The 20214-nt window shown below is 30.3% G+C and carries 22 protein-coding genes; 14 read left to right on the plus strand and 8 right to left on the minus strand.

All coding sequences use genetic code 11. The features are described 5' to 3' along the window. Positions 1-47 precede the first annotated feature (47 nt). Complete coding sequence (locus BD821_RS00320; RefSeq protein WP_029450650.1) at positions 48-320, plus strand: ArsR/SmtB family transcription factor; 273 nt, start codon at positions 48-50, stop codon at positions 318-320. Positions 321-498: 178 nt separating this feature from the next. After that, positions 499-1299 carry an arsenite methyltransferase gene (arsM, locus tag BD821_RS00325; RefSeq protein WP_169993871.1) on the plus strand — a complete coding sequence of 267 codons (801 nt, stop codon included), beginning with the start codon at positions 499-501 and terminating at the stop codon, positions 1297-1299. A 72-nt stretch (positions 1300-1371) separates the two neighbouring features. Here arsM and BD821_RS00330 read toward each other — a convergent pair whose 3' ends face one another. Continuing rightward, the gene (locus tag BD821_RS00330; RefSeq protein WP_104408817.1) at positions 1372-2379 is read right to left on the minus strand and encodes a DUF1002 domain-containing protein; all 1008 of its coding nucleotides are present in this window, start codon (positions 2377-2379) and stop codon (positions 1372-1374) included. A gap of 371 nt (positions 2380-2750) precedes the next feature. On the opposite strand from BD821_RS00330, the gene BD821_RS13605 reads away from it, so the two are divergent. The 4 genes from BD821_RS13605 to BD821_RS00345 all read left to right on the plus strand — a co-directional run bounded on the left by BD821_RS13605 (position 2751) and on the right by BD821_RS00345 (position 4069). Continuing rightward, entirely contained in the window at positions 2751-2957 is a 207-nt protein-coding gene (locus BD821_RS13605; protein WP_242971437.1) for a hypothetical protein, read from the plus strand. A gap of 54 nt (positions 2958-3011) precedes the next feature. After that, on the plus strand, positions 3012-3233 hold the full coding sequence (locus BD821_RS13610; RefSeq protein WP_242971438.1) for an N-acetyltransferase: 222 nt from the start codon (positions 3012-3014) through the stop codon (positions 3231-3233). A 250-nt stretch (positions 3234-3483) separates the two neighbouring features. Then, positions 3484-3765: an ASCH domain-containing protein gene (locus tag BD821_RS00340; RefSeq protein WP_341456777.1), complete on the plus strand. Its 282-nt coding sequence runs from the start codon at positions 3484-3486 to the stop codon at positions 3763-3765. Positions 3766-3859: 94 nt separating this feature from the next. Continuing rightward, positions 3860-4069: a hypothetical protein gene (locus BD821_RS00345; RefSeq protein WP_104408819.1), complete on the plus strand. Its 210-nt coding sequence runs from the start codon at positions 3860-3862 to the stop codon at positions 4067-4069. Between the two features lie 210 nt (positions 4070-4279). Here the strand turns inward: BD821_RS00345 and BD821_RS00350 are convergent, their stop codons facing one another. The 6 genes from BD821_RS00350 to BD821_RS00375 all read right to left on the minus strand — a co-directional run bounded on the left by BD821_RS00350 (position 4280) and on the right by BD821_RS00375 (position 9684). Beyond that, on the minus strand, positions 4280-5467 hold the full coding sequence (locus BD821_RS00350) for an anaerobic nitric oxide reductase flavorubredoxin (RefSeq protein WP_104408820.1): 1188 nt from the start codon (positions 5465-5467) through the stop codon (positions 4280-4282). Positions 5468-5591: 124 nt separating this feature from the next. Continuing rightward, on the minus strand, positions 5592-6461 hold the full coding sequence (gene rsgA, locus BD821_RS00355) for a ribosome small subunit-dependent GTPase A (RefSeq protein ID WP_242971439.1): 870 nt from the start codon (positions 6459-6461) through the stop codon (positions 5592-5594). Positions 6462-7233: 772 nt separating this feature from the next. Continuing rightward, positions 7234-7815, minus strand: coding sequence for a manganese catalase family protein (locus tag BD821_RS00360; protein WP_104408821.1), 582 nt, complete (start codon positions 7813-7815; stop codon positions 7234-7236). A gap of 3 nt (positions 7816-7818) precedes the next feature. Beyond that, a complete protein-coding gene (locus tag BD821_RS00365) occupies positions 7819-8106 on the minus strand; it encodes a spore coat protein CotJB (protein WP_029453564.1) in 288 nt (95 codons plus the stop codon). Continuing rightward, positions 8096-8362 carry a spore coat associated protein CotJA gene (locus BD821_RS00370; protein ID WP_169993874.1) on the minus strand — a complete coding sequence of 89 codons (267 nt, stop codon included), beginning with the start codon at positions 8360-8362 and terminating at the stop codon, positions 8096-8098. The genes BD821_RS00365 and BD821_RS00370 overlap by 11 nt, the downstream gene beginning before the upstream one ends. Before the next feature lie 113 nt (positions 8363-8475). After that, the gene (locus tag BD821_RS00375) at positions 8476-9684 is read right to left on the minus strand and encodes an alanyl-tRNA editing protein (protein ID WP_104408822.1); all 1209 of its coding nucleotides are present in this window, start codon (positions 9682-9684) and stop codon (positions 8476-8478) included. A 270-nt stretch (positions 9685-9954) separates the two neighbouring features. Between BD821_RS00375 and pip the strand changes: the two genes are divergently transcribed. From pip to BD821_RS00395, 4 genes are all read left to right on the plus strand, one after another. After that, entirely contained in the window at positions 9955-10914 is a 960-nt protein-coding gene (gene pip, locus BD821_RS00380) for a prolyl aminopeptidase (RefSeq protein ID WP_104408823.1), read from the plus strand. Between the two features lie 305 nt (positions 10915-11219). Beyond that, entirely contained in the window at positions 11220-11990 is a 771-nt protein-coding gene (locus BD821_RS00385; protein WP_243169642.1) for an ABC transporter ATP-binding protein, read from the plus strand. Between the two features lie 14 nt (positions 11991-12004). Then, positions 12005-13126, plus strand: coding sequence for an ABC transporter permease (locus tag BD821_RS00390; protein ID WP_104408824.1), 1122 nt, complete (start codon positions 12005-12007; stop codon positions 13124-13126). Then, on the plus strand, positions 13126-14229 hold the full coding sequence (locus BD821_RS00395; RefSeq protein ID WP_104408825.1) for an ABC transporter permease: 1104 nt from the start codon (positions 13126-13128) through the stop codon (positions 14227-14229). The genes BD821_RS00390 and BD821_RS00395 overlap by 1 nt, the downstream gene beginning before the upstream one ends. Positions 14230-14454: 225 nt before the next feature. Here the strand turns inward: BD821_RS00395 and BD821_RS00400 are convergent, their stop codons facing one another. Continuing rightward, positions 14455-15222, minus strand: a complete 768-nt coding sequence (locus BD821_RS00400) for an SDR family NAD(P)-dependent oxidoreductase (RefSeq protein ID WP_104408826.1) — start codon at positions 15220-15222, stop codon at positions 14455-14457. 376 nt (positions 15223-15598) lie between these two features. On the opposite strand from BD821_RS00400, the gene BD821_RS00405 reads away from it, so the two are divergent. Genes BD821_RS00405 through BD821_RS00420 form a run of 4 tightly spaced genes read left to right on the plus strand, consistent with a single transcriptional unit; the run spans position 15599 to position 20139 of the window. Beyond that, on the plus strand, positions 15599-16543 hold the full coding sequence (locus tag BD821_RS00405; protein WP_104408827.1) for a winged helix-turn-helix transcriptional regulator: 945 nt from the start codon (positions 15599-15601) through the stop codon (positions 16541-16543). A gap of 31 nt (positions 16544-16574) precedes the next feature. After that, positions 16575-17873, plus strand: coding sequence for a phosphoenolpyruvate mutase (aepX, locus tag BD821_RS00410; protein WP_104408828.1), 1299 nt, complete (start codon positions 16575-16577; stop codon positions 17871-17873). A 1-nt stretch (position 17874) separates the two neighbouring features. Beyond that, positions 17875-19008: a phosphonopyruvate decarboxylase gene (gene aepY, locus BD821_RS00415; protein WP_104408829.1), complete on the plus strand. Its 1134-nt coding sequence runs from the start codon at positions 17875-17877 to the stop codon at positions 19006-19008. A gap of 21 nt (positions 19009-19029) precedes the next feature. Next, positions 19030-20139, plus strand: a complete 1110-nt coding sequence (locus tag BD821_RS00420) for a 2-aminoethylphosphonate aminotransferase (RefSeq protein ID WP_104408830.1) — start codon at positions 19030-19032, stop codon at positions 20137-20139. The last annotated feature ends 75 nt before the right edge of the window (positions 20140-20214 follow it).

The raw sequence follows: 20214 nt of genomic DNA on the forward strand, positions 1-20214 counted from the left end.
ATAGTCACAACATTATACCTATTTGAAATAAGGGTTAGGAGATTTTTATGGAAAATGAAGTTAAGATTCTTAAAGCCTTGGCCCATCCTATAAGATTAAAAATAGTGAAAAAATTATCTTTAGGGGAGCTTTGTGTATGTAAGTTAAATGAAGATGTAGAGTTTAGTCAGTCTAACTTATCTCAACACCTTAAAATTTTAAAAGAAGCTAACATTTTAAGATCTGAAAAAAGAGGCATGTGGACTCATTATAGTATTGTAGATTATAAAGTTTTAGATATTTTATCAACTTTAGAAGAATTTAAATCAAGTGATTCTTAGACTCATGTGGAGTTTACTTATAAGGAATACATCTCTCCATCAAAGTCTTAGAAGAACTTATCCAGGGGCGTAGCGGCCGTCATCCCAACCTTGAAGAGGATAGGGGTGTTACGGATGGTAGCCATCGGATAAATACGTATAGCCTAAACTATTCGTGATATTAAAAGGGGATTGTAAAATGAGTGATATTAAAAAAATAGATGTTAGAAATTTAGTTCGTGATAGTTATAAAAAGATTGCTATATCTAATTCAAAAAAATCTGGCTGTTGTGATAGTGATGAGTTATCATTAAAAAAGTCCGCCTTAGAGATTTCTCGCAAAATAGGTTATTCTGATGAAGAGATATTAGGGGCGCCAGAGGAGACTAATATGGGACTTGGATGTGGTAATCCTCAACTAATAGCTAAGATAAAGTCAGGTGAAACCGTTATAGATCTTGGCTGTGGTGGAGGCTTTGATTGCTTTTTAGCTTCAAAAAAGGTTGGAGATAATGGATATATTATAGGGGTAGATATGACACCTGAGATGATAACTAGTGCAAGACGAAGTTGTAAAAAACACCAATATAAAAATGTAGACTTTAGATTAGGTGAAATCGAAAATCTGCCTGTGGCTGATAATATAGCAGATGTAATCATCTCTAATTGCGTTATAAATCTATCGCCAAATAAGCAAAGGGTTTATAATGAAGCTTATAGGGTGCTAAAAGAAGGTGGCAGAGTTGCAATCTCTGATATAGTTCTTATGAAAGAATTAACATCTGAAATGAAGCAAGATGAAAAACTTTACTGTGGATGAGTTACCGGCGCATCTTCCGTGGAAGAATTAAAAGATTATTTACAAAAGGCTGGTTTTAATGACATTAATATAACTACAAAAAAGGTATCAAAAGAATATGCTGAAAAATGGGGACATAAGCTAAAGGTTGGAGAATACATCATGGCTGCAGAAGTATCCGCTATGAAGTCAAGCAAATAGTATAATATAAAAAGACTATGAATTTAGAATACATATCTAAATTCATAGTCTTTTTAAATGTTTAATTAAATTTTACTTTGCTGGTACTTTTTCAATTAGATCATCTATGGTATCTTTAATTTGTGTCTTTTTAGTTTCTATATCAGCAGGTTCTATATTTTCTATTGAGTCTTTATTAAATATTCCTTTAATAAAGCTTCCAAACCTATCTAGTTGCCTGGAAATCTTTTTTAATATAGTGTTATTTTCCTGTAATATAACTCCTGACTTTTCTAAACTTTTTGTCATTGTATCATTCAACTTAGATAAAGTGCCTTTGAGGTCTTTATAGTTTAAATCTAAATCATTTAATTTTGTTAAAAGATCTGTTATGCTTTGTTGCTGGCTTTCGGATAGCTTAACATCATATCTATCAGCAGTCTTGTCTACTATTCCTACTATCTCTTCTTTATCTTTAGGTTTTTCTTTTATAACTTCTGTTTTTGCATCATTTATTAATGAAGCAGCTTTATCTGGTCCTATTTCATTTCCTAAAGATTTAGTTACATTTATTTCATCTCTTGCTACCTCTTTATTTTCTAAAGGTAATTCCTTACCCATAGATTGTTCGAATCCCTTTAGTATACCTGCAAGTGCAGCAGTTCCTGTTACCTTATATGGAGCATCTGCTATTACCTTTGCATCGGTTATTCCAGAGGTCACAATGGCATTAGATAGCATGTTCTTATTTACTTCTGTTAAATTATTTGTGGTTACACTTATACCCTTTCCTTTAGGCAAAACTTCTACATAACAGCTAGAAATAGAAACGCTGCCCTTAGCTACAGGCTTACTAGTATCCATACCGAGTTGCTCTCTTATATCTTGTATAGTTACTTCCACTTCTTTAATTTCATCTTTTTCTATTTGGTTTTCTGTTACCTCAAATCTTTTTAGCATCTGAAGTCTTTGGTCATTTGTTAAATCAGCACCTAAGGTTACTATACGTTTATTTTCATCCTTTGCCCTTACGCTTACTGGAGAAAATAAACCAGTAATTATAGCACTTATCAAAAGTATAAAAATAACTTTATTTTTCATTTAACATATCCTCGCTTTCAATAATAAGTTTGTGAATTGGAACTTTGATTTTATATAATTTTTGATGTTTAGAATAACTAAAGGTTAGTCTTATTAAGCAATTGTAACACCAGACATGTTTAATTACTCTTATTTAATTATAGCAGAAATATATTGAAAATATAGGGTATATATATAGATACGTTTATAAAATATAATAGTACCTCTGTAAATAACCTTTGTAATATATCTATTATTCCGTTGGATTTAGCATAGAGCTTACTTTATCTAAGTTACTATAATATTTCATTATAAATTTAGAATTTAATCCATTATTTATGATATATTTAGTATGGGGTTAACACTATCCTTTGTTACAAGGAGGAGGCTATATGATTAAAATAAGTAAATTAATAAATAATGATGAGAAACAAACCATTACAAATTCTATATTAAGAGAATTACCAGAGTGGTTCGGTATAGAAGAAGCAATAGTTGAATATGTAAATGGGGTAAAAAATACTGATTATTATGTTGCATATGATTCAAATACAGCAATTGGATTCATAAGTATAAAATCAAATAATAGTTATACATAAGAGATATATGTTATAGGAATAAAAAAGGAATATCATAATGGTGGTATTGGTAAAATGCTTCTAGAAACATCACAGCAAGTATTAATTAACAGCAAAGTTAAGTTTCTTATGGTAAAAACTTTAGGGGAATCTCATCCAGACAAGCACTACAAAAATACTAGGAGGTTTTACAATAAATTAGGATTTTATCCCTTGGAAGAGATAAAAGAAATATGGGGAGAAGAAAATCCATGCTTAATTATGGTTAAGAGTCTATCCGATGGTTACAATTGCTAATACATTTTAAAAAGTAAATTAAGGACTGAGAATTGTTACAATAGAAAAAGTAATATCAAAGGACTATAATGTTGTTGCAGTGGTTAAAGTATCAAATAAAAATAATGAAGAAAGTTTTTATTCGACATTTTTTTAAAATTAAAAAGACAAGATAATTGAAGAAATAACTGAGTACTTCGGAAATAATGGATAACCACAGAAGTGGAGATTATATGAAAAGTTATCTGAAAAATATTAGTAAACAATAGTAATTGATAACAGCCCATTGCCACCAATAGGTGGTTTGAATATTATTTTAGACTCTGATAATAATGCTGTTTGTATAACCCAAACAATTAAAGTTTATACTTGCCCATTTGGGGAAGTGTCAGAAAGTCATGCTTTTAAAGAGGGTGAAGGGGATTGCTCCATATCATATTGGAGAATGGTACATAAAGATTTTTTTTCAAAGGAATTCAAAACATATAATTTAGATTTTTCTGAAAACATGATGATTGTTTGTGAAGAATTTGAAGTAGTGTGGAAAGAATAATTAATAATATTTATAAAGGTTGCAGCAATCGTAATTTTGAGAAGGTTGCAACCCTATAAAATACAACGTTTTAATTTCTGAAAGGAGAGTTTACATGATGGAAATATTAAAATTAATGGGGGGACTTGGTGAAATTGCAGTATTTATCACACCATTAACGCTTGTCATTGGAATTATCAATGCTATAAAAAAACCTGAAAAAGAATCTACGCCATATAAAATAATGGCGATAATAAGTGCATACTTGAATATAGATGCTTTAAGATCCCTAATCTTTGTAGCTCTAAAGGTAGACGAACTCTAATATTAGGGCTTTTAGATTATTATATTTGCTTTAAAATTTTATTCCATGGCTACCATCCGTAACGCCCCTCTTTTCTTCAAGGTGGGGGATGACGGCTGCTACGACCCTTTATAAGTTCTTCTAAGACTCGAATGGAGAGATATATTACTTATAAGCAAACTCCACCCGAGTCTAAGAATCACTTGATATCTAATTCATAGTTTTTTTATATTATAACTTTTTACTAAAGTCTACTCCAAACTCTTTACATCTTTTTAAACCTTCTACATCTGGATTCCAAAGTTCTTTTATTCCGTCATTTACAAGTTCAAGTTTAGCGCCTTTTAGTCTCTCATTTAATAATGATACAGACTCTCCACTCCATCCATAAGAACCAAAGGCAGCGGCTTTTTTATTTTTTAAGCCAAGGCCTTTTATCATATCTAAAATTCCTCCAGTGGCTGACATTATGCTTTTATTTACTGTGGATGATCCTACTAATATTGCTTTAGATTTAAACATTTCTGTGATTATATCATTCTTATCTGAATGTGCTGCATTAAATAACTTTACAGTTACATCTTTATCTACAGACTTTATTCCATCTGCTATAGCTTCAGCCATCTTTCTAGTGGCATTCCACATAGTATCATATACTATAACAATTTCATTTTCTGAATAACCCTTAGCCCAATCCATATATTTTTCAATAATTTGAGATGGATTATCTCTCCATATGATTCCGTGACTTGGGGCTATCATATTAACTGTAAGGTTAAAGCTTAAAATTTCTTCTATCTTCTTTGTTAAAATAGGGCTAAATGGTGTTAAAATATTTGCATAATATTTTATAGCTTCTTGGTATAATTCTGATTGATCTACCAAATCATTATACATTAAGTCTGAAGCATAATGTTGACCAAAGGCATCATTACTAAATAATATGTTATCTCCGCTCATATAAGTCATCATGCTATCTGGCCAGTGAAGCATTCTTGCTTCAACAAATGTTAGCTTTTCATCACCAATATCTAATGAGTCTCCTGTCTTAACTTCAACAAAGTTCCAATCTTCATGATAATGTGCTTTTAATATTTTTGCCCCATTAGCTGTACAGTAAACGGGTACATTAGGTATCTCTTTTAAGAGTAATGGTAATGCACCACTGTGATCAACCTCCCCATGATTTGCTATGATGTAATCAATGTCTTCTAAATTTATTTCCTTTTTTAGGTTTTCTATAAACTCTTTTGCAAAGGGTTCCCATACAGTATCTATAAGTACGTTCTTTTTACCTTTTATTAGATAAGAGTTATAAGAAGATCCTCTATGAGTTGAATATTCATCTCCATGAAAGTTCCTTAGTTCCCAATCAATTTTACCTACCCAAGTTACATTATTCGTAATTTTAAAACTCATAAATTGTACCTCCTGCATATTGTTTTATATTATGTTGTATTTCTTAATTAATTTTATTATACCATAATATAAGTTAATAATGATAAATGATTAACGAATATATATAAACACATGTGTTTCTTTATTATCTGTGTTCTTTATATCTTTTTTTAGATTTACTTCTGTTTTTAATACTTTCTTTCCATTTTGAAAATTTATCTTCTTTTTTTAGTTTCATATAATTTTCCCATCTTTTTATTGAAAGATCTCCACTTTCTAATGCAGACTTCACCTTACATCCAGGTTCTGATTTATGGGTACAGTTGCTGAATTTACATTCACTTTCTAGCTCTTTAATATCATCGAAGGCTGAATTAAGTCCATCAGATACATCCCACATAGCAAGTTCTCTCATTCCTGGAGTATCAATTATCATAGCGCCATTTTTAAGCATAATAAGTTGCCTGTGAGTTGTGGTGTGACGACCCTTACTATCATCTTCTCTTATATGATTTACCTTCATAATTTCTTCGCCTGCAATAGCATTTACAAGTGAAGACTTCCCAACACCAGAGGATCCAAGGAATACAATTGTTTCTGAAGGCTTAATATAATTTTGGATTTCACAAATCCCATCTCCTGTAATTGAGCTGACTGTTAATATTGGAATTCCTATAGCTATTTTTTCAAGCAACGTTTTATAATAACTACAGTTACTACATAAATCAGATTTTGTTAGAATAATTATAGGCATACCTCCGCTTTCAAAAGATACAGTTATATACCTTTCTATCCTCTTAACATTAAAATCATTATTAAGAGAGGTTATAATAAAAACATAATCAAAATTAGTTGCTACAACTTGTTCCTTCTCATAAAATGAGTCCATACGTGAAAACTTGCTTTTTCTTTCAAATACTTTGTAAATAATAGATTCACCTTGGTCATTATATTTTACTAATACAAAATCTCCTATGGCAGGGTATATAATATTTTGTTCATCATTATAGAACAATGAACCTTTTAGCTTAGCGCTGCTTTCTTTGAACTTTGTTACAATGGTGTATTGATTTCTATGCACCTCTATTATTCTTGCTGGTATTAAATCCTTATACTCTATAGTAAATCATTCTATTTGCTTTTTATAAAATTCCGTATAGCCATAACATTCAATATTTATATTATCCATTATCAAATCACTCCCTTTTTAATATGTTTACATTCTAAAAATGGGCATAAAAATACCGTAGATAATAGCCTTCTAAATTTGGCTGCTATCTACGGGTACAAAAAAACACGACCTACCTGTCGCGCTACTTATCCTTTATAGGCAGTATATTATGAAAGGTTATATATTACTGCAAAATGCAACGCAAACAAAGGATATACTATCCTCTAAGGTCACCTCTTGCCCATATTTAGTTTTAAATTATAATCACCCTTAAAATCATATTCATTAAAAACATCTCCTTTCATATAGAAATATTATTATAATTTTAATATTGTATATTTAACATTGTAATATTTCAAGAATGTTTTGTCAATTATAAAATTAAAAATATTTATTATGCAGTTCTTTCATTATATTAACAAATGATGCGTGTAGCTTATGTTTCTAAATTTAAAGTTTTAGTTTAGATGATTTCCCTTATATAGCCATATGTAATTTTAACCTAATATTTAGAAAAACAAAACCCACCACGTAAAGGTGGCAGGTTTACTATGTTGAGATATATATTATAAATCTCAATATTAATTTAAAATTTGTTTTAAACTCAAAAAGATAATTATTTCATCATATATAGGCGTGGTTCTTGTAACTTTTCTTGAACAATTCTAAGAGCTTCTCCAAATCTTTGATAGTGTACAACTTCTCTCTCTCTTAAAAACTTTAAAGGTTCTATTACATCAGGATCATCCGCCATAGTTATTAAATACTCATAAGTAGCTCTTGCCTTTTGTTCTGCTGCTAAGTTTTCTGTAAGGTCTACAATTGGATCACCTTTAGACTGAATATAGGCAGCGTTAAATGGTACACCGGAAGCACTTGCAGGATATATCCCTCTACCATGATCGGCAAAATAAGCACCCATACCCTGCGCCTCAATTTCTTCAATGCTTGCACCCTTCATTAATTGACGGACCATGGAACCAACCATTTCTAAATGGGCTAATTCCTCTGTGCCAATATCATTTAATGTGGCTATAGCTTCAGGAGTAATCATAGTGAATCGTTGGCTTAAGTATCTAAGCGACGCAGCAAGTTCGCCATCGGGGCCACCGTATTGAGTTATAATTACTTTTGCCATTTTAGGATTAGGATTCTTTATTTTAATAGGATATTGTAAAAACTTCTCATATGTCCACATAAGTTATACTCCCTCCTTATGAAATCTAAAATTAGCCTCATATTCCCAAGGCCAAGGTTGGTCTATCCACTGCCAAGGGCAAGGACTACAAGAGTCATGTTCGGATATCATTCCATAATTCATCTCATACCTTTCTTTTAAGGCCTTTGATTCCATTACGTGGAAGTTATATCTTGTAATAACCTTTTCATCCATTGGATGAGTATTAAGATACAAAGAAAGGTCTTCTTTCATAAAACTTGAAATAGTAATTAGTTTTAAAAGTTCCATTCTATCTATTTCACCTTTCATAGCAACCTCCCTTTTCACTCTTACTTAATTTAACACCTTTTTTATTTTCCCCTTCAAAGGGACTGTAAAGTTCCGGAAAAGCAGTACCTCTTTTAAGTGATTCAATAGGTGAAAAAAGAGTACATAGCTTTTGGTATGGAACATATGCTGCAGCAAGCCTAACATTAGTTATTACAGTTTCTTGTGGAATACATTTTTTCTGTGTTATACAGTCTGAACTAAGTCTAGAATCTTCAGGGTCTTCCATATAAAACATAATTATATTTATCTCCTTATTTATTCCTTATACAATTACAATATATTCCTTTAGTTCATAACTGACACAATATAATTTAATTTATATATGAAAAATATTATTTAAAAGTTATTTTATGGATTTTTTAAAATGATTTTTACCTTTCTAGATGCGTAATCAATAACTGACTGGAGATTATTATTGTTTTTACCAGCACCTTGAGCTAAAAAGTTACTACCGCCACCTTTTCCATCTATAAGGCTTATAGAATCCTTTAAAAGATCATTCATGTTTAAGCTTTTAACATTCTTTGAAGATGCAAATATTAAATTAGCTCTTTCCTTTGAAGTTACTACAATAAGCGCTATAGTATTTTCATGTTCTACAAGCTTTGAGGTTAATTTACTTATATACTTTAGGTCATCATCAACATATATTTTATTTATAACATTAAAGTTTCCTACCTTTTCTGAGTCTTCTAGGATTTCTTTAATTTGATAACTTTGAAGATCGATTTTTAACTTTTTATTACTATCTAGAGCTGATTTTAAGTTATCATTTAAATTCTTGATGGCATTTGTAGCCTCGTCTTCATTGCAGCTTAAATGTCTGCAAAGATCGTGAGAAAATTTGTCTTTTTTAAAACAATAGTCTACTGCTCGTCTTCCAGCTAAAAATTCTATTCTTGTGGCATTTTTATTTTTCTCCCACCTTTTTATTTTTATCATTCTAAGTTCTAAGGTGGAGCTAGGATGGACACCACAACATGCATTTATATCTAAATCTCCTATTTTGACAACTCTTATTTCATCATTTGTTTTTGGGAGAGCTCTTCTTAATTTTAAATTTTTAAGTTCTTTTTTTGAAGGTATGAAGAATTCAGCAATGATATTCTCTTCAATAATATCATTAGCAAGGATTTCAGCTTTTCTTATTTGCTCTTCAGTAAGATTCCCTTCAATATCTACGGTACTAATATCAGACCCTAGGTGAAATCCTACAGTATTTGCATTAAATAGTTTGAAAAAGCATCCAGAAAGAACATGCTGACCGAAATGTTGAAGCATACCATCTAGTCTTTTATTCCAATTTATAGAACACTTAACCCTATGTATTTTAATTGGCCTTTTTTCTACAACATGATATATAATACCTTCTTTTTCGTATACATCTATAACTTCATGATTTTCTATAAATCCTAAATCGTGAGGTTGACCACCACCACCTGGGAAAAAAGCCGTTTTATCTAGGGATACATGAAATTTATTATCTATGTCTTTTATATCAATTATTTCAGCAGTAAAATCTTTTATATATTGGTCTTCGTAAAAAAGCTTATCCATTTAATTACCTCCACAGTAATGATTTATTATTGTATTATACTTATTAAGATTATCTAGTTATGTTGGATTATTACTTTAAAAAGTGAGTTACATTTAAATTATATCAAATAAGAGGAGGTTTATACAAATATCAATTTAATCTCTTTTTATAAATTAATTGTTTTATACAAAAAACACTAAATTTATTAGTTACAATATTAAAATGTAGAAATACTTTAAAAAGCTCTGTATGATATAATTAAAGTAAATAAAGTAAAGGGGAGTTGTATTATGCAAAGAAAAGAATTGTTTCCTGAAATTCAGCCATATAATAATGGGATGCTAAAGGTTTCCGATTTACATACGCTTTATTATGAAGAAGTTGGAAATCCAAAGGGCGAACCAATATTATTTTTGCATGGAGGACCGGGTGGCGGATTAAGTGATGCTTATAGAAGGTACTTTGATCCAAATTTTTATAGAGTTATTTTATTTGATCAGCGTGGTGCAGGTAAAAGTACTCCACATGCAGAATTAAGGGAAAACACAACAGAAAATTTGGTGCTTGATATTGAAAAGTTAAGAAAACATTTAAATATTGATAAATGGGTGGTTTTAGGGGGAAGCTGGGGTACTACTTTAGCATTAACTTATGCAATTCATTATCCTAAAATGGTTTTAGGACTTATTTTAAGAGGAATATTTCTTGGTACAAAAGCTGAAATTGATTGGATTTATCAAGAAGGAGCATCAGAAATTTATCCTGATAAATGGGAGGATTACCTTAATTTAATTCCTGAATGTGAAAGAGGGAATATGATCGAAGCTTATTACAAGAGGTTAACTTGTGACAATGAGGATGAAAGACTAAAGGCTGCAAAAGCATGGAGTGTTTGGGAAGGAAATATTGTTAATTTAATTCCTGATGAAGAGTCCATAAATAAGTTTGGTGAGTCGGGCTTAGCTCTTTCTATGGCGAGAACAGAGTGTCATTATTTTATAAACAATATGTTTAATGAATCTGATAATTATATATTAGAAAATGTTTATAAGATAAAGGAAATACCTTGCAGAATAGTTCATGGAAGATATGATATGGATTGTCGTGTTTCAGCGGCTTTCAAACTCCATAAATTATTGCCTAAGTCAAAACTTGAAATAATTAAAGATGCTGGCCATTCAGGCATGGAACCAGGAACTTTAAGTGAACTTGTAAAGTCTACTGAGGATTTTAAAAAGTTATATAAGTAAAAGATTTTAGTGTGTTAAAGAAGCCATTTAAATTATAAATGGCTTCTTTAACTTTAGTACATAATGAATATATTTAAGCAGGCAATAGGTTAATATTTTTAAGTTTAATAGATAACATTAAAAATATTGTATCTCTAAATTATATATAGAATAAGATAATTTGTAAGTATATAAAAGTATGAAGAGCTTAATTTATAAAAATAAGATTGGTTAATACTAAATAGTGCTTGATAATTATTATTAGAAGGAGCAAAATAAAATAGTAAGATAAAGAGAAACTTTTATTATCTAAGTTTTAAGTTTTGATGAAGAAAGGAAATGATTTAATTATGATAATAAGTATAAAGAATTTAGAAAAGAGTTATAAAGATTTTAAAGCAGTAGATATACAGGAATTAAACATAAAGGAAGGTGAAATTTTTGGGCTTTTAGGACCTAATGGCGCAGGAAAAACTACAACTATAAGTGTTTTAAGTGGTATATATACTAAATTTACAGGGGATGTAAAAATCTTTGATAAGGATGTAAAGAAAGACTCTCTTGAAATAAAAAAGAATATGGGGGTAGTACCACAAGATTTAGCCTTAGTAGATGATTTAACTGCCTACGAGAATGTAACATTTTTTGCAAGATTATATGGACTTAAAGGTGAAAAGTTAAAGGCTTCAGTAAAAGAAACATTAGAATTTGTAGGGTTGTGGGATAGAAAGTCAGATTTTCCTACAAAGTTTTCAGGTGGTATGAAAAGAAGATTAAATATAGCTTGTGCAATTGTTCATAAGCCTAGATTAATAATAATGGATGAACCTACGGTTGGAATTGATCCTCAATCAAGAAACAATATATTAGAAACAGTAAAGAAACTAAATGAGCAAGGATCCACTATAATATACACATCTCATTATATGGAAGAAGTAGAAGCTATATGCACAGATATCTGTATAATGGATAACGGAAAGATTATTGCAAGGGGAAGTAAAGAAGAATTAAAGTCACTTGTTAGTAAAGAAGATGGAAGCAATATAACTTTAGAAGAAGTATTTTTAGACTTAACAGGTAAAAAGCTAAGAGATTAAAGGAGGAGAGGGCTATGAATTTTCTTGTGATAGCTAAATATAGAATAATTCAATATATAAGAGACAAAAAATCATTAGTGTCTATGCTAGTAATACCTATTATATTGATAGCTATATTAGGTAATGCCCTAGGAAGTAGTGATGAATTTACTGCTAAAAACATAGGACAGGTAAATGTATTATATGTTAATAATACTAGCGGAGTTAATGGAGATAATTTTGAAAAGTTTATAAACTTAAAAGAACTTTCAGATATTATAGCACCAACTAAAATAGAGGATGTAGAGGAAGCCAAAAAGCTTATTGAAAAGAAACAATACGAGGCTTTGATTATATATGATGAAAATATAGAAGGTAAATTTAAAGTAATTGGGAGTGACTATAATGCTTTAAAGGTATCTATAGTTAAAGGCATCATGGAATCTTATGCAGATAAGGCCAACAGTTTTGAAGCTTTAGCTAATTTAAAGGCTAGGGACTTTTCTATAAAAGAATATAACAATATAGATTCTAAGGTAGTAAGTGTTTTAGGTAAAAAGCCTACAGCTATAGATTACTATGCTGTAACTATGCTTATAATGATTATGATGTTCGGAGCTATATATGCAAATTTTGCTATAGATAAGGATTATTATAGTGTGGTTGGTGGAAGGGTTAAGTCATCACCTGTAAAGCTTTGGGAAATGTTCCTTGGAGAAGGCATAGGTGTAGTATTTACTCTCTTGTGGCAAGCTTTAGTATTATTGCTTGTATCAAGGTTTATGTTTAATGTTAATTTTGGTAATAATTTAGGCGTAATATTCATAACAATTTTATCGCTTGCAATTATGTCCACTATGCTTGGAATATTTGTTTGTATGGCAACTAAGAAGGGGTTGTATGGATTAGCTATTTTAAATATCTTAGTGCCTATACTTACATTTTTAGGCGGAGGTTTTGTAAAGATAGATTTTGGTGATGGCATACTTGGAAAGTTATCACGTATGACACCAAATTATTTAGCTCAAAATGCTATATTTAAAAGTATTTATGGTGCAGATTCAAAAGAGGTGCTATTTAGCATATTGGGGATTTGGGTATTTACATTTATCCTATTTATAGGAGCTAAGATTTCCGGAAGGAGGGACATAGTGTAATGACTATTTATTTAACAAATTTAAAAAGATTATTTAAAAATAAGATAAATTTATTGTTTATACTTGTCTTGCCTATTATATTTATGATTATAGCTTTTTCAGGTTCTAATGGAACTGAACCTTTAAAGATTGCAGTTGTAGATAAAGATAAGACAGAGTTTTCAAACAAGCTTATAGAAAACATAAAAACTAAGGGCACAGTGATTTTGGAGGATGAGGAAAACATTCAAAATAGCCTTGTGAATAACGATGTAGATTATGCAATTGTTATACCAAAAGGTTTTATTCTGGATATAATTAATGGTAAGGATGTTTCTTTAGAAAGTTATGAAGTAAAAGAAGGAAACGCAGCAATGTCCATAAAACTTTATTTAGATGGATATTTAAATAATATAAAAAAGATAGCTTCAGTATCTAAGGGTAGTGAGGAAGAGTTTTACAAAGGAATAAAATATTATGAAGAGGGAAGCTATAAGGTTCAATATGAAAGTGTTGATAAGGGGGAAGGAAATAAATCTAAAACCTCAGCAGCACTTGGGTTTATAGTGCTAAATATGCTGTTTCTAACTACTTCTACTACTAACATGTTAATAAAGGATAAAGAAAAGAACTTATTTACAAGATATTTTACCACTCCCTTGACTAGAGGAAGGTATATTGTAGAAAATCTTTTAAGCTTTTTAACTATATCAGTATTTCAGGTTATATTATTCTTTTCTTTTATGAAGTATTTATTTAAGTTTAATTTAGGAGATACTCCGTTTAGTATATTAGTATTATTTATAATATTTGCAGTGTTTACTGTGTCTTTAGGATTATTTATAGCAACTCATTCTAACGATCTAAGACAATCAGGAGCCATAAGTGCAGTTATTAATATACCTTTTGCTATGCTTGGAGGATGCTTTTGGCCAAGAGAGATCATGCCAAGTTTTTTAAAAAAAATATCAGAATTTATACCTACTACTTGGATTAATGTAGCTAGCAGTGAAGTTTTATATGGAGAAAGATTATCTTATGTTATGAATTATATATTACTATTATTAGGTATATCTGTAGTATTATTATTGTTATCTGTAAGGAAACTAAGAAATAATGATTAAGTAAATATAAGATGACATGAGAATATTTTACAACAAAATATTTTTATATGTTTTTAATAATTTAATAGATCTATCTCATAGAAATTATTAGTTTTTGAGAACTTATCTTGTTTTATAAAGGTAAGTTCTTTTAATTAGGGTTTGAAATTAGTAATGAAATACAAATAAAAAAGGTAGCTTAATAAAATTTATTTATTAAGCTACCTTTTTATTTTTTGAAAAATACTAAACGGATGTCCAACCACCATCTACAAATAATATTTGAGCAGTGGTATAGCTAGAAGCATCGGAGGCAAAGTATATTGCAGCTCCATTTAATTCTCCAGTCATACCAGGTCTTCCAGCTGGACACAACATATTGTATGATTTTAAATAGTCACTTTGAAATAAAGACTTTTCTGTCATTTCTGATTCAAAAAGGCTAGGTGCAATTGCATTTACAGTTATACCATATTGAGCAAGTGAAGTTCCCATACCTTTTGTTAAAGCAATCACAGCACCCTTTGAAGCATTATATGCATGAAGAGGAATAGCTTTACTTCCTATAAGTCCACAAACTGAGGCTGTGTTGATAATTTTGCCATACTTTTGTTCTTTCATATGAGGAACTACATGTTTCGACATTAAGAACACACCTTTTAAATTTGTATCTATAATTCTATCCCATTCAGTTTCTTCTAGTGTATCTACTGAACCTATTGAAGTAACACCAGCATTATTCATTAAGATATCAATTTTACCGAATTTATCTATAATAGATTTTACGGCTAATTTAACATCTTCTTCTTTTGTGACATCACATCTTACAGCTAGAACTTTTCTTCCTGTGCTTTCAATTTCTTTACATAATGGTTCAAGTTTATCATATCTTCTTGCAAGTATTGCTATATCAGCACCTTGATCAGCTAGAGCTTTTGCAAATTGAACACCAATTCCACTTGAAGCTCCAGTTATAACGGCAACTTTACCAGTTAAATCAAATAAGTTATTCATAATAAACATCTCCCTTTAAATTTAATAAAACTACTCTATACTTTTGCTTTTTTAAATACTTAGATAATATCATCAGTGACTTTGAACGTTAGATATTATTTTCACATACATGTTATTAAGGAACATTAGATATTAAGTAGTTAATATTGTAATTATAAATCTAAAAAAAGATAATTGCAATATGAAATCAAAATTATCAGTAAAATCATTTGGAAATAACATGGAAGCACCTCTGAGGTGCTTCCATATTATGGTGTAAAATATATTTATTAAAAAGATTTTTTAAATATTACTTAAAGTAGTTGATATAAATCGTTCAATAAAGTAGACTTAGTTCATAGTTTGTAGTTCATAATTTGAACGAAGGTGATAAGGTGTGAAAGATAAAGAACTAAAGGTGCTAAAAATACTATATAAAGAGAAATTAATAAGCCAAAGGAGAATATCAGAAATTTCATTTCTCTCTTTAGGAAGTGTAAATACCATAATCAATATGTTAATTGATGAAGGCTATGTTTTAAGAAATAAGCTAAGTTATAGAAATATAGAATATGAGATTACAAAAAAGGCATTAGAATTTTTAGATAATCAATTTGTTACAAAAGCTGTAATTCTTGCAGCAGGTATGGGCATGAGATTAGAATCTGGTGATAATAAAGTTATACCAGCAGGGTTTGTAAAGATAAATGGTAAAAGTCTCATAGAAATAAGCATGGAAAAACTTATTAATAATGGTATAGAAGAAATAATAATAGTAACTGGGCATCTTAATAAGTATTATGAAGATTTAAAGGAAAAGTATAAAGAGGTAACAACTATCAAAAATGAAAAGTTTGAAAGTAATGGCAGCATGTTGTCTTTAGCTTTGGCTGACAGATATATAAATGAAGATTTTATATTGATTGAAAGCGATCTCATATATGAGGAAATAGCAATTAAAGAAATACAGTATACACAATTGAAGGATTGTACACTATTAAGTGATATAACAGAACATGATGATGTGGTTTTTGTAGAGGCTAAAAATAATAATCTTTGTAAGATCTCAAAGAGTAGGCATTCATTAAGTTCTATTTCTGGAGAAATGGTTGGGATAACAAAAATATCTAATAGTTTATATAAAAAAATGTTAAGAGAGTATGAGAAGAGTACAAATCCATTTTATCATTATGAATATGCATTGGAGGATTTAGCTAAGGAACATAACGTAGGTATTATAAAATTAGAAGATTTTGTTTGGGCTGATATTGATAATGCAGAGGATATAAAAAGAGTAAAGGAAAAAGTTCTTCCTATTTTAAAAAGTAGGGATGAAATATAAAAATAAATATTTAAAGTAAAGGATGGGTATTATGAAAAAGGTATATGTAGCAATGAGTGCTGATATAATTCATCATGGACATTTAAATGTAATAGAAGAGGCTAGAAAATTAGGTGAGGTTGTAGTTGGATTACATACAGATGAAGTTATATGTGAGTACTTTAGAAATCCATTTTTAAAGTATGAGGAAAGAAAGAAAGTAGTAGAAAACATTAAAGGTGTATGTAAGGTTATTCCTCAAGATACTTTAGATCAAGTTCCAAACTTATTAAGGGAAAAGCCTGACTATGTGGTTCACGGTGATGACTGGAAAGAGGGAATACAAAAAAACTTAAGAGAAAGAGTAATAAAAACCTTAGAAGAATGGGGAGGAGAGCTTGTAGAGGTTAAATATACTGAGGGAGTTTCTATAACTAAATTAGATGAAACTATAACTCAGCTTGGTACAACTCCACAGGTAAGAATGAAAAAGCTTAGAAATCTCCTATCCTTCAAAGGTCACGTTAGAATTTTAGAGGCTCATAATGGACTAACAGGTCTTATAGCAGAGAAGGCAAAGATAGAGCAAAACAATAAAATAAAAGAATTCGATGGAATGTGGATAAGCTCACTTTGTGATTCTACGGCAAAAGGAAAGCCAGATATTGAGCTTGTAGATCTTACATCAAGACTTAACACTATAAATGATATATTAGAAGTAACTACAAAACCTATAATATTAGATGGTGATACTGGTGGAAAGATCGAGCATTTTATATATACAGTAAAGACTCTAGAGAGGCTAGGTGTATCTGCTATTATAATTGAGGATAAGGTAGGACTTAAGAAAAATTCTCTTTTTGGAACTGATGCTGAGCAAAATCAAGATACAATTGAAAATTTCTCAAAGAAGATAACAGCGGGGAAAGAAGCAAGAGTTACTAATGACTTTATGATAATAGCTAGAATAGAAAGCTTAATATTAAATGCTGGAATGGACGATGCACTTAACAGAGCTAAAGCTTATATAGAAGCAGGTGCAAATGGAATAATGATTCATAGTAAGCATAAAGATGGTAGTGAAATATTAGAGTTTTGTGCAAAATATAAAGAGTTTGATAAAAGAGTACCATTAGTGGTTGTACCAACATCATATGCTCATATAACTGAAAGAGAACTAGAGGATGCTGGGGCTAATATTATAATATATGCAAATCACCTTATAAGAAGTGCATATCCAGCTATGATGAAAACTGCTAAAACTATATTAGAAAATGAAAGAGCGCTAGAAGCTGATGAATATTGTATGCCAATAAAAGAAATTTTAACTTTAATTCCTGGAGGAAAATAAAATGATAAATACTGAAGAATTTTACAAGAATTTAAAAAGTAATAAAATAGATTTTTTTGTAGGAGTTCCAGATTCTTTATTAAAAGATTTCTGTGCATATATTAAAGAAAATGTGGATAGTAAGAATAACATAGTTGCAGCAAATGAAGGTAATGCATTAGCTATAGCCTCAGGATACTACTTAGCTACAGGGAATCCTGCATTAGTTTATATGCAAAATTCAGGACAGGGAAATATAATAAATCCTTTAGCATCTTTAAATGATCCTTTAGTATATAGTATACCTGCTTTACTTGTAATAGGTTGGAGAGGCGAGCCTAACAAAAAGGATGAGCCTCAACATAAAAAGCAAGGTCTTGTAACTTTAAAGCTTTTAGAGGCGCTAGACATTGAGTACAGTATATTAACAGAAAAAGACGATGTGGGCATATGGAAAAAGAAGATATCCGAAGCTGTAGAATATATGAAAAAGGAAAAGAGACCCTATGCACTAGTGGTTACTAAAGGTACATTTTCTACTTACAAGTTAAAAGAACAATCAAAGGTTAACTTTGAAATGAGCAGGGAAGATGCAATTAAGGAAATAGTTAATGCTTTAGGTGATGAAGATACAATAGTATCCACAACCGGCATGGCATCTAGAGAGTTATTTGAAGAGAGAGAAGCTAGAAATATGGGGCACGAAAAAGATTTTCTAACAGTAGGGTCTATGGGACATGCGTCTCAAATAGCATTAGGAATTGCACTATCAAAGCCTAAGAAAAATGTATATTGTTTAGATGGAGATGGAGCGCTTTTAATGCATTTAGGTGGACTTGCTATTACAGGAACACAAAAGGTAGAAAATTTTAAACATATTGTTATTAATAATGGAGCTCATGATTCGGTTGGAGGGCAATCAACAGTAGGCCTTGATATAGACATACCCTCTATTGCTAAATCCTGCGGATATAAAAAGACCTTTACTGTTTCAACATTTGAAGATTTAAAAGCTTATCTTAAAATCCTAGTTGAGGCTAAAGGCCCAGTATTATTAGAAGTTAAGGTAAGAAAAGGAGCTAGAAAAGATTTAGGAAGACCAACTACGTCTCCTATAGAAAACAAAGATATGTTTATGAAATTTTTAGCGAAATAATTAACAGGAGGCTAATATGTTATGGAAATAAAGAGAAATGTATTGTTAAACCCAGGTCCAGCAACTACCACTGATACTGTAAAGCTTGCCCAAGTAGTTCCTGATATATGCCCAAGAGAAGAAGAATTTGGAGAGGTTATGGAGTTTGTTTCAAAGGAGTTAACTAAATTTGTAGGTAGCCTTGAAGAATATACTACGATTTTATTTGGGGGCTCAGGTACAGCCTCTGTAGAAGCTATGATAAGTTCTGTAGTAGGAGATGGGACTTTAATTATTATAAATAATGGTGCTTATGGAAAGCGTATGTGTGAAATAGCAGAAGCCTATGATATAAGTTTTATAGAATTTAAAAGTTCCAATGTAGAGGCTATTGACATATTAATGCTTGAAAAGGTTATTAAAGAAAAAAAAGGTGAAGTGAGTCACTTAGCTGTAGTTCATCATGAAACTACCACAGGACTATTAAATGATGTTAAAATCCTAGGAGAACTTTGTAAAAAGTATAATGTAGATATGTTAGTAGATGCAATGAGCTCCTACGCAGGCATTCCTATAGATATGAAAGATATGAATATAAGCTATATGGCATCTAGTTCAAATAAGTGTATTCAAGGCATGGCTGGAATAAGCTTCGTAATTGCAAATATAAATAGCCTCGTACTCACAAAAAATAATAAGCCAAGAAATGTATACCTAAATTTATATAAGCAATATGAATATTTTATAAAAAATTATCAAATGAGATTTACTCCACCAGTACAAGTTCTTTATGCCTTAAAACAAGCTATAATAGAGGCAAAAGAAGAAACCATCGAAGTAAGAAATAAAAGATATGTAAAGAGTTGCGATGTTTTATTAGAAGGATTAGATAGGTTAAATCTTACCCATTTGGTAAAGCCACAGGATCATTCAAAACTTATAACCACAATACTAGAACCAACAAATCCTAAATATAAATTTGATGATATGCATGATTTCTTATATGAAAGAGGATTTACTATATATCCAGGAAAGGTATCCGATACAAATACCTTTAGGGTAGCAAATATCGGTGAAATAGATTATAAAGATATGGAAAGGTTCATAACAGAACTAGAAAATTATGTAAGCACCTCTGAGGTGCACCCATAAAAAGGGAGCACCTCAGAGGTGCTTCCTTTTTATGTGATAAAATGTTTATTTCATTAATATAATAACAGTGAATAA

Origin of the sequence: Clostridium algidicarnis DSM 15099 (genome assembly GCF_002934235.1) — a bacterium.
Classification (GTDB): domain Bacteria; phylum Bacillota; class Clostridia; order Clostridiales; family Clostridiaceae; genus Clostridium_L; species Clostridium_L algidicarnis.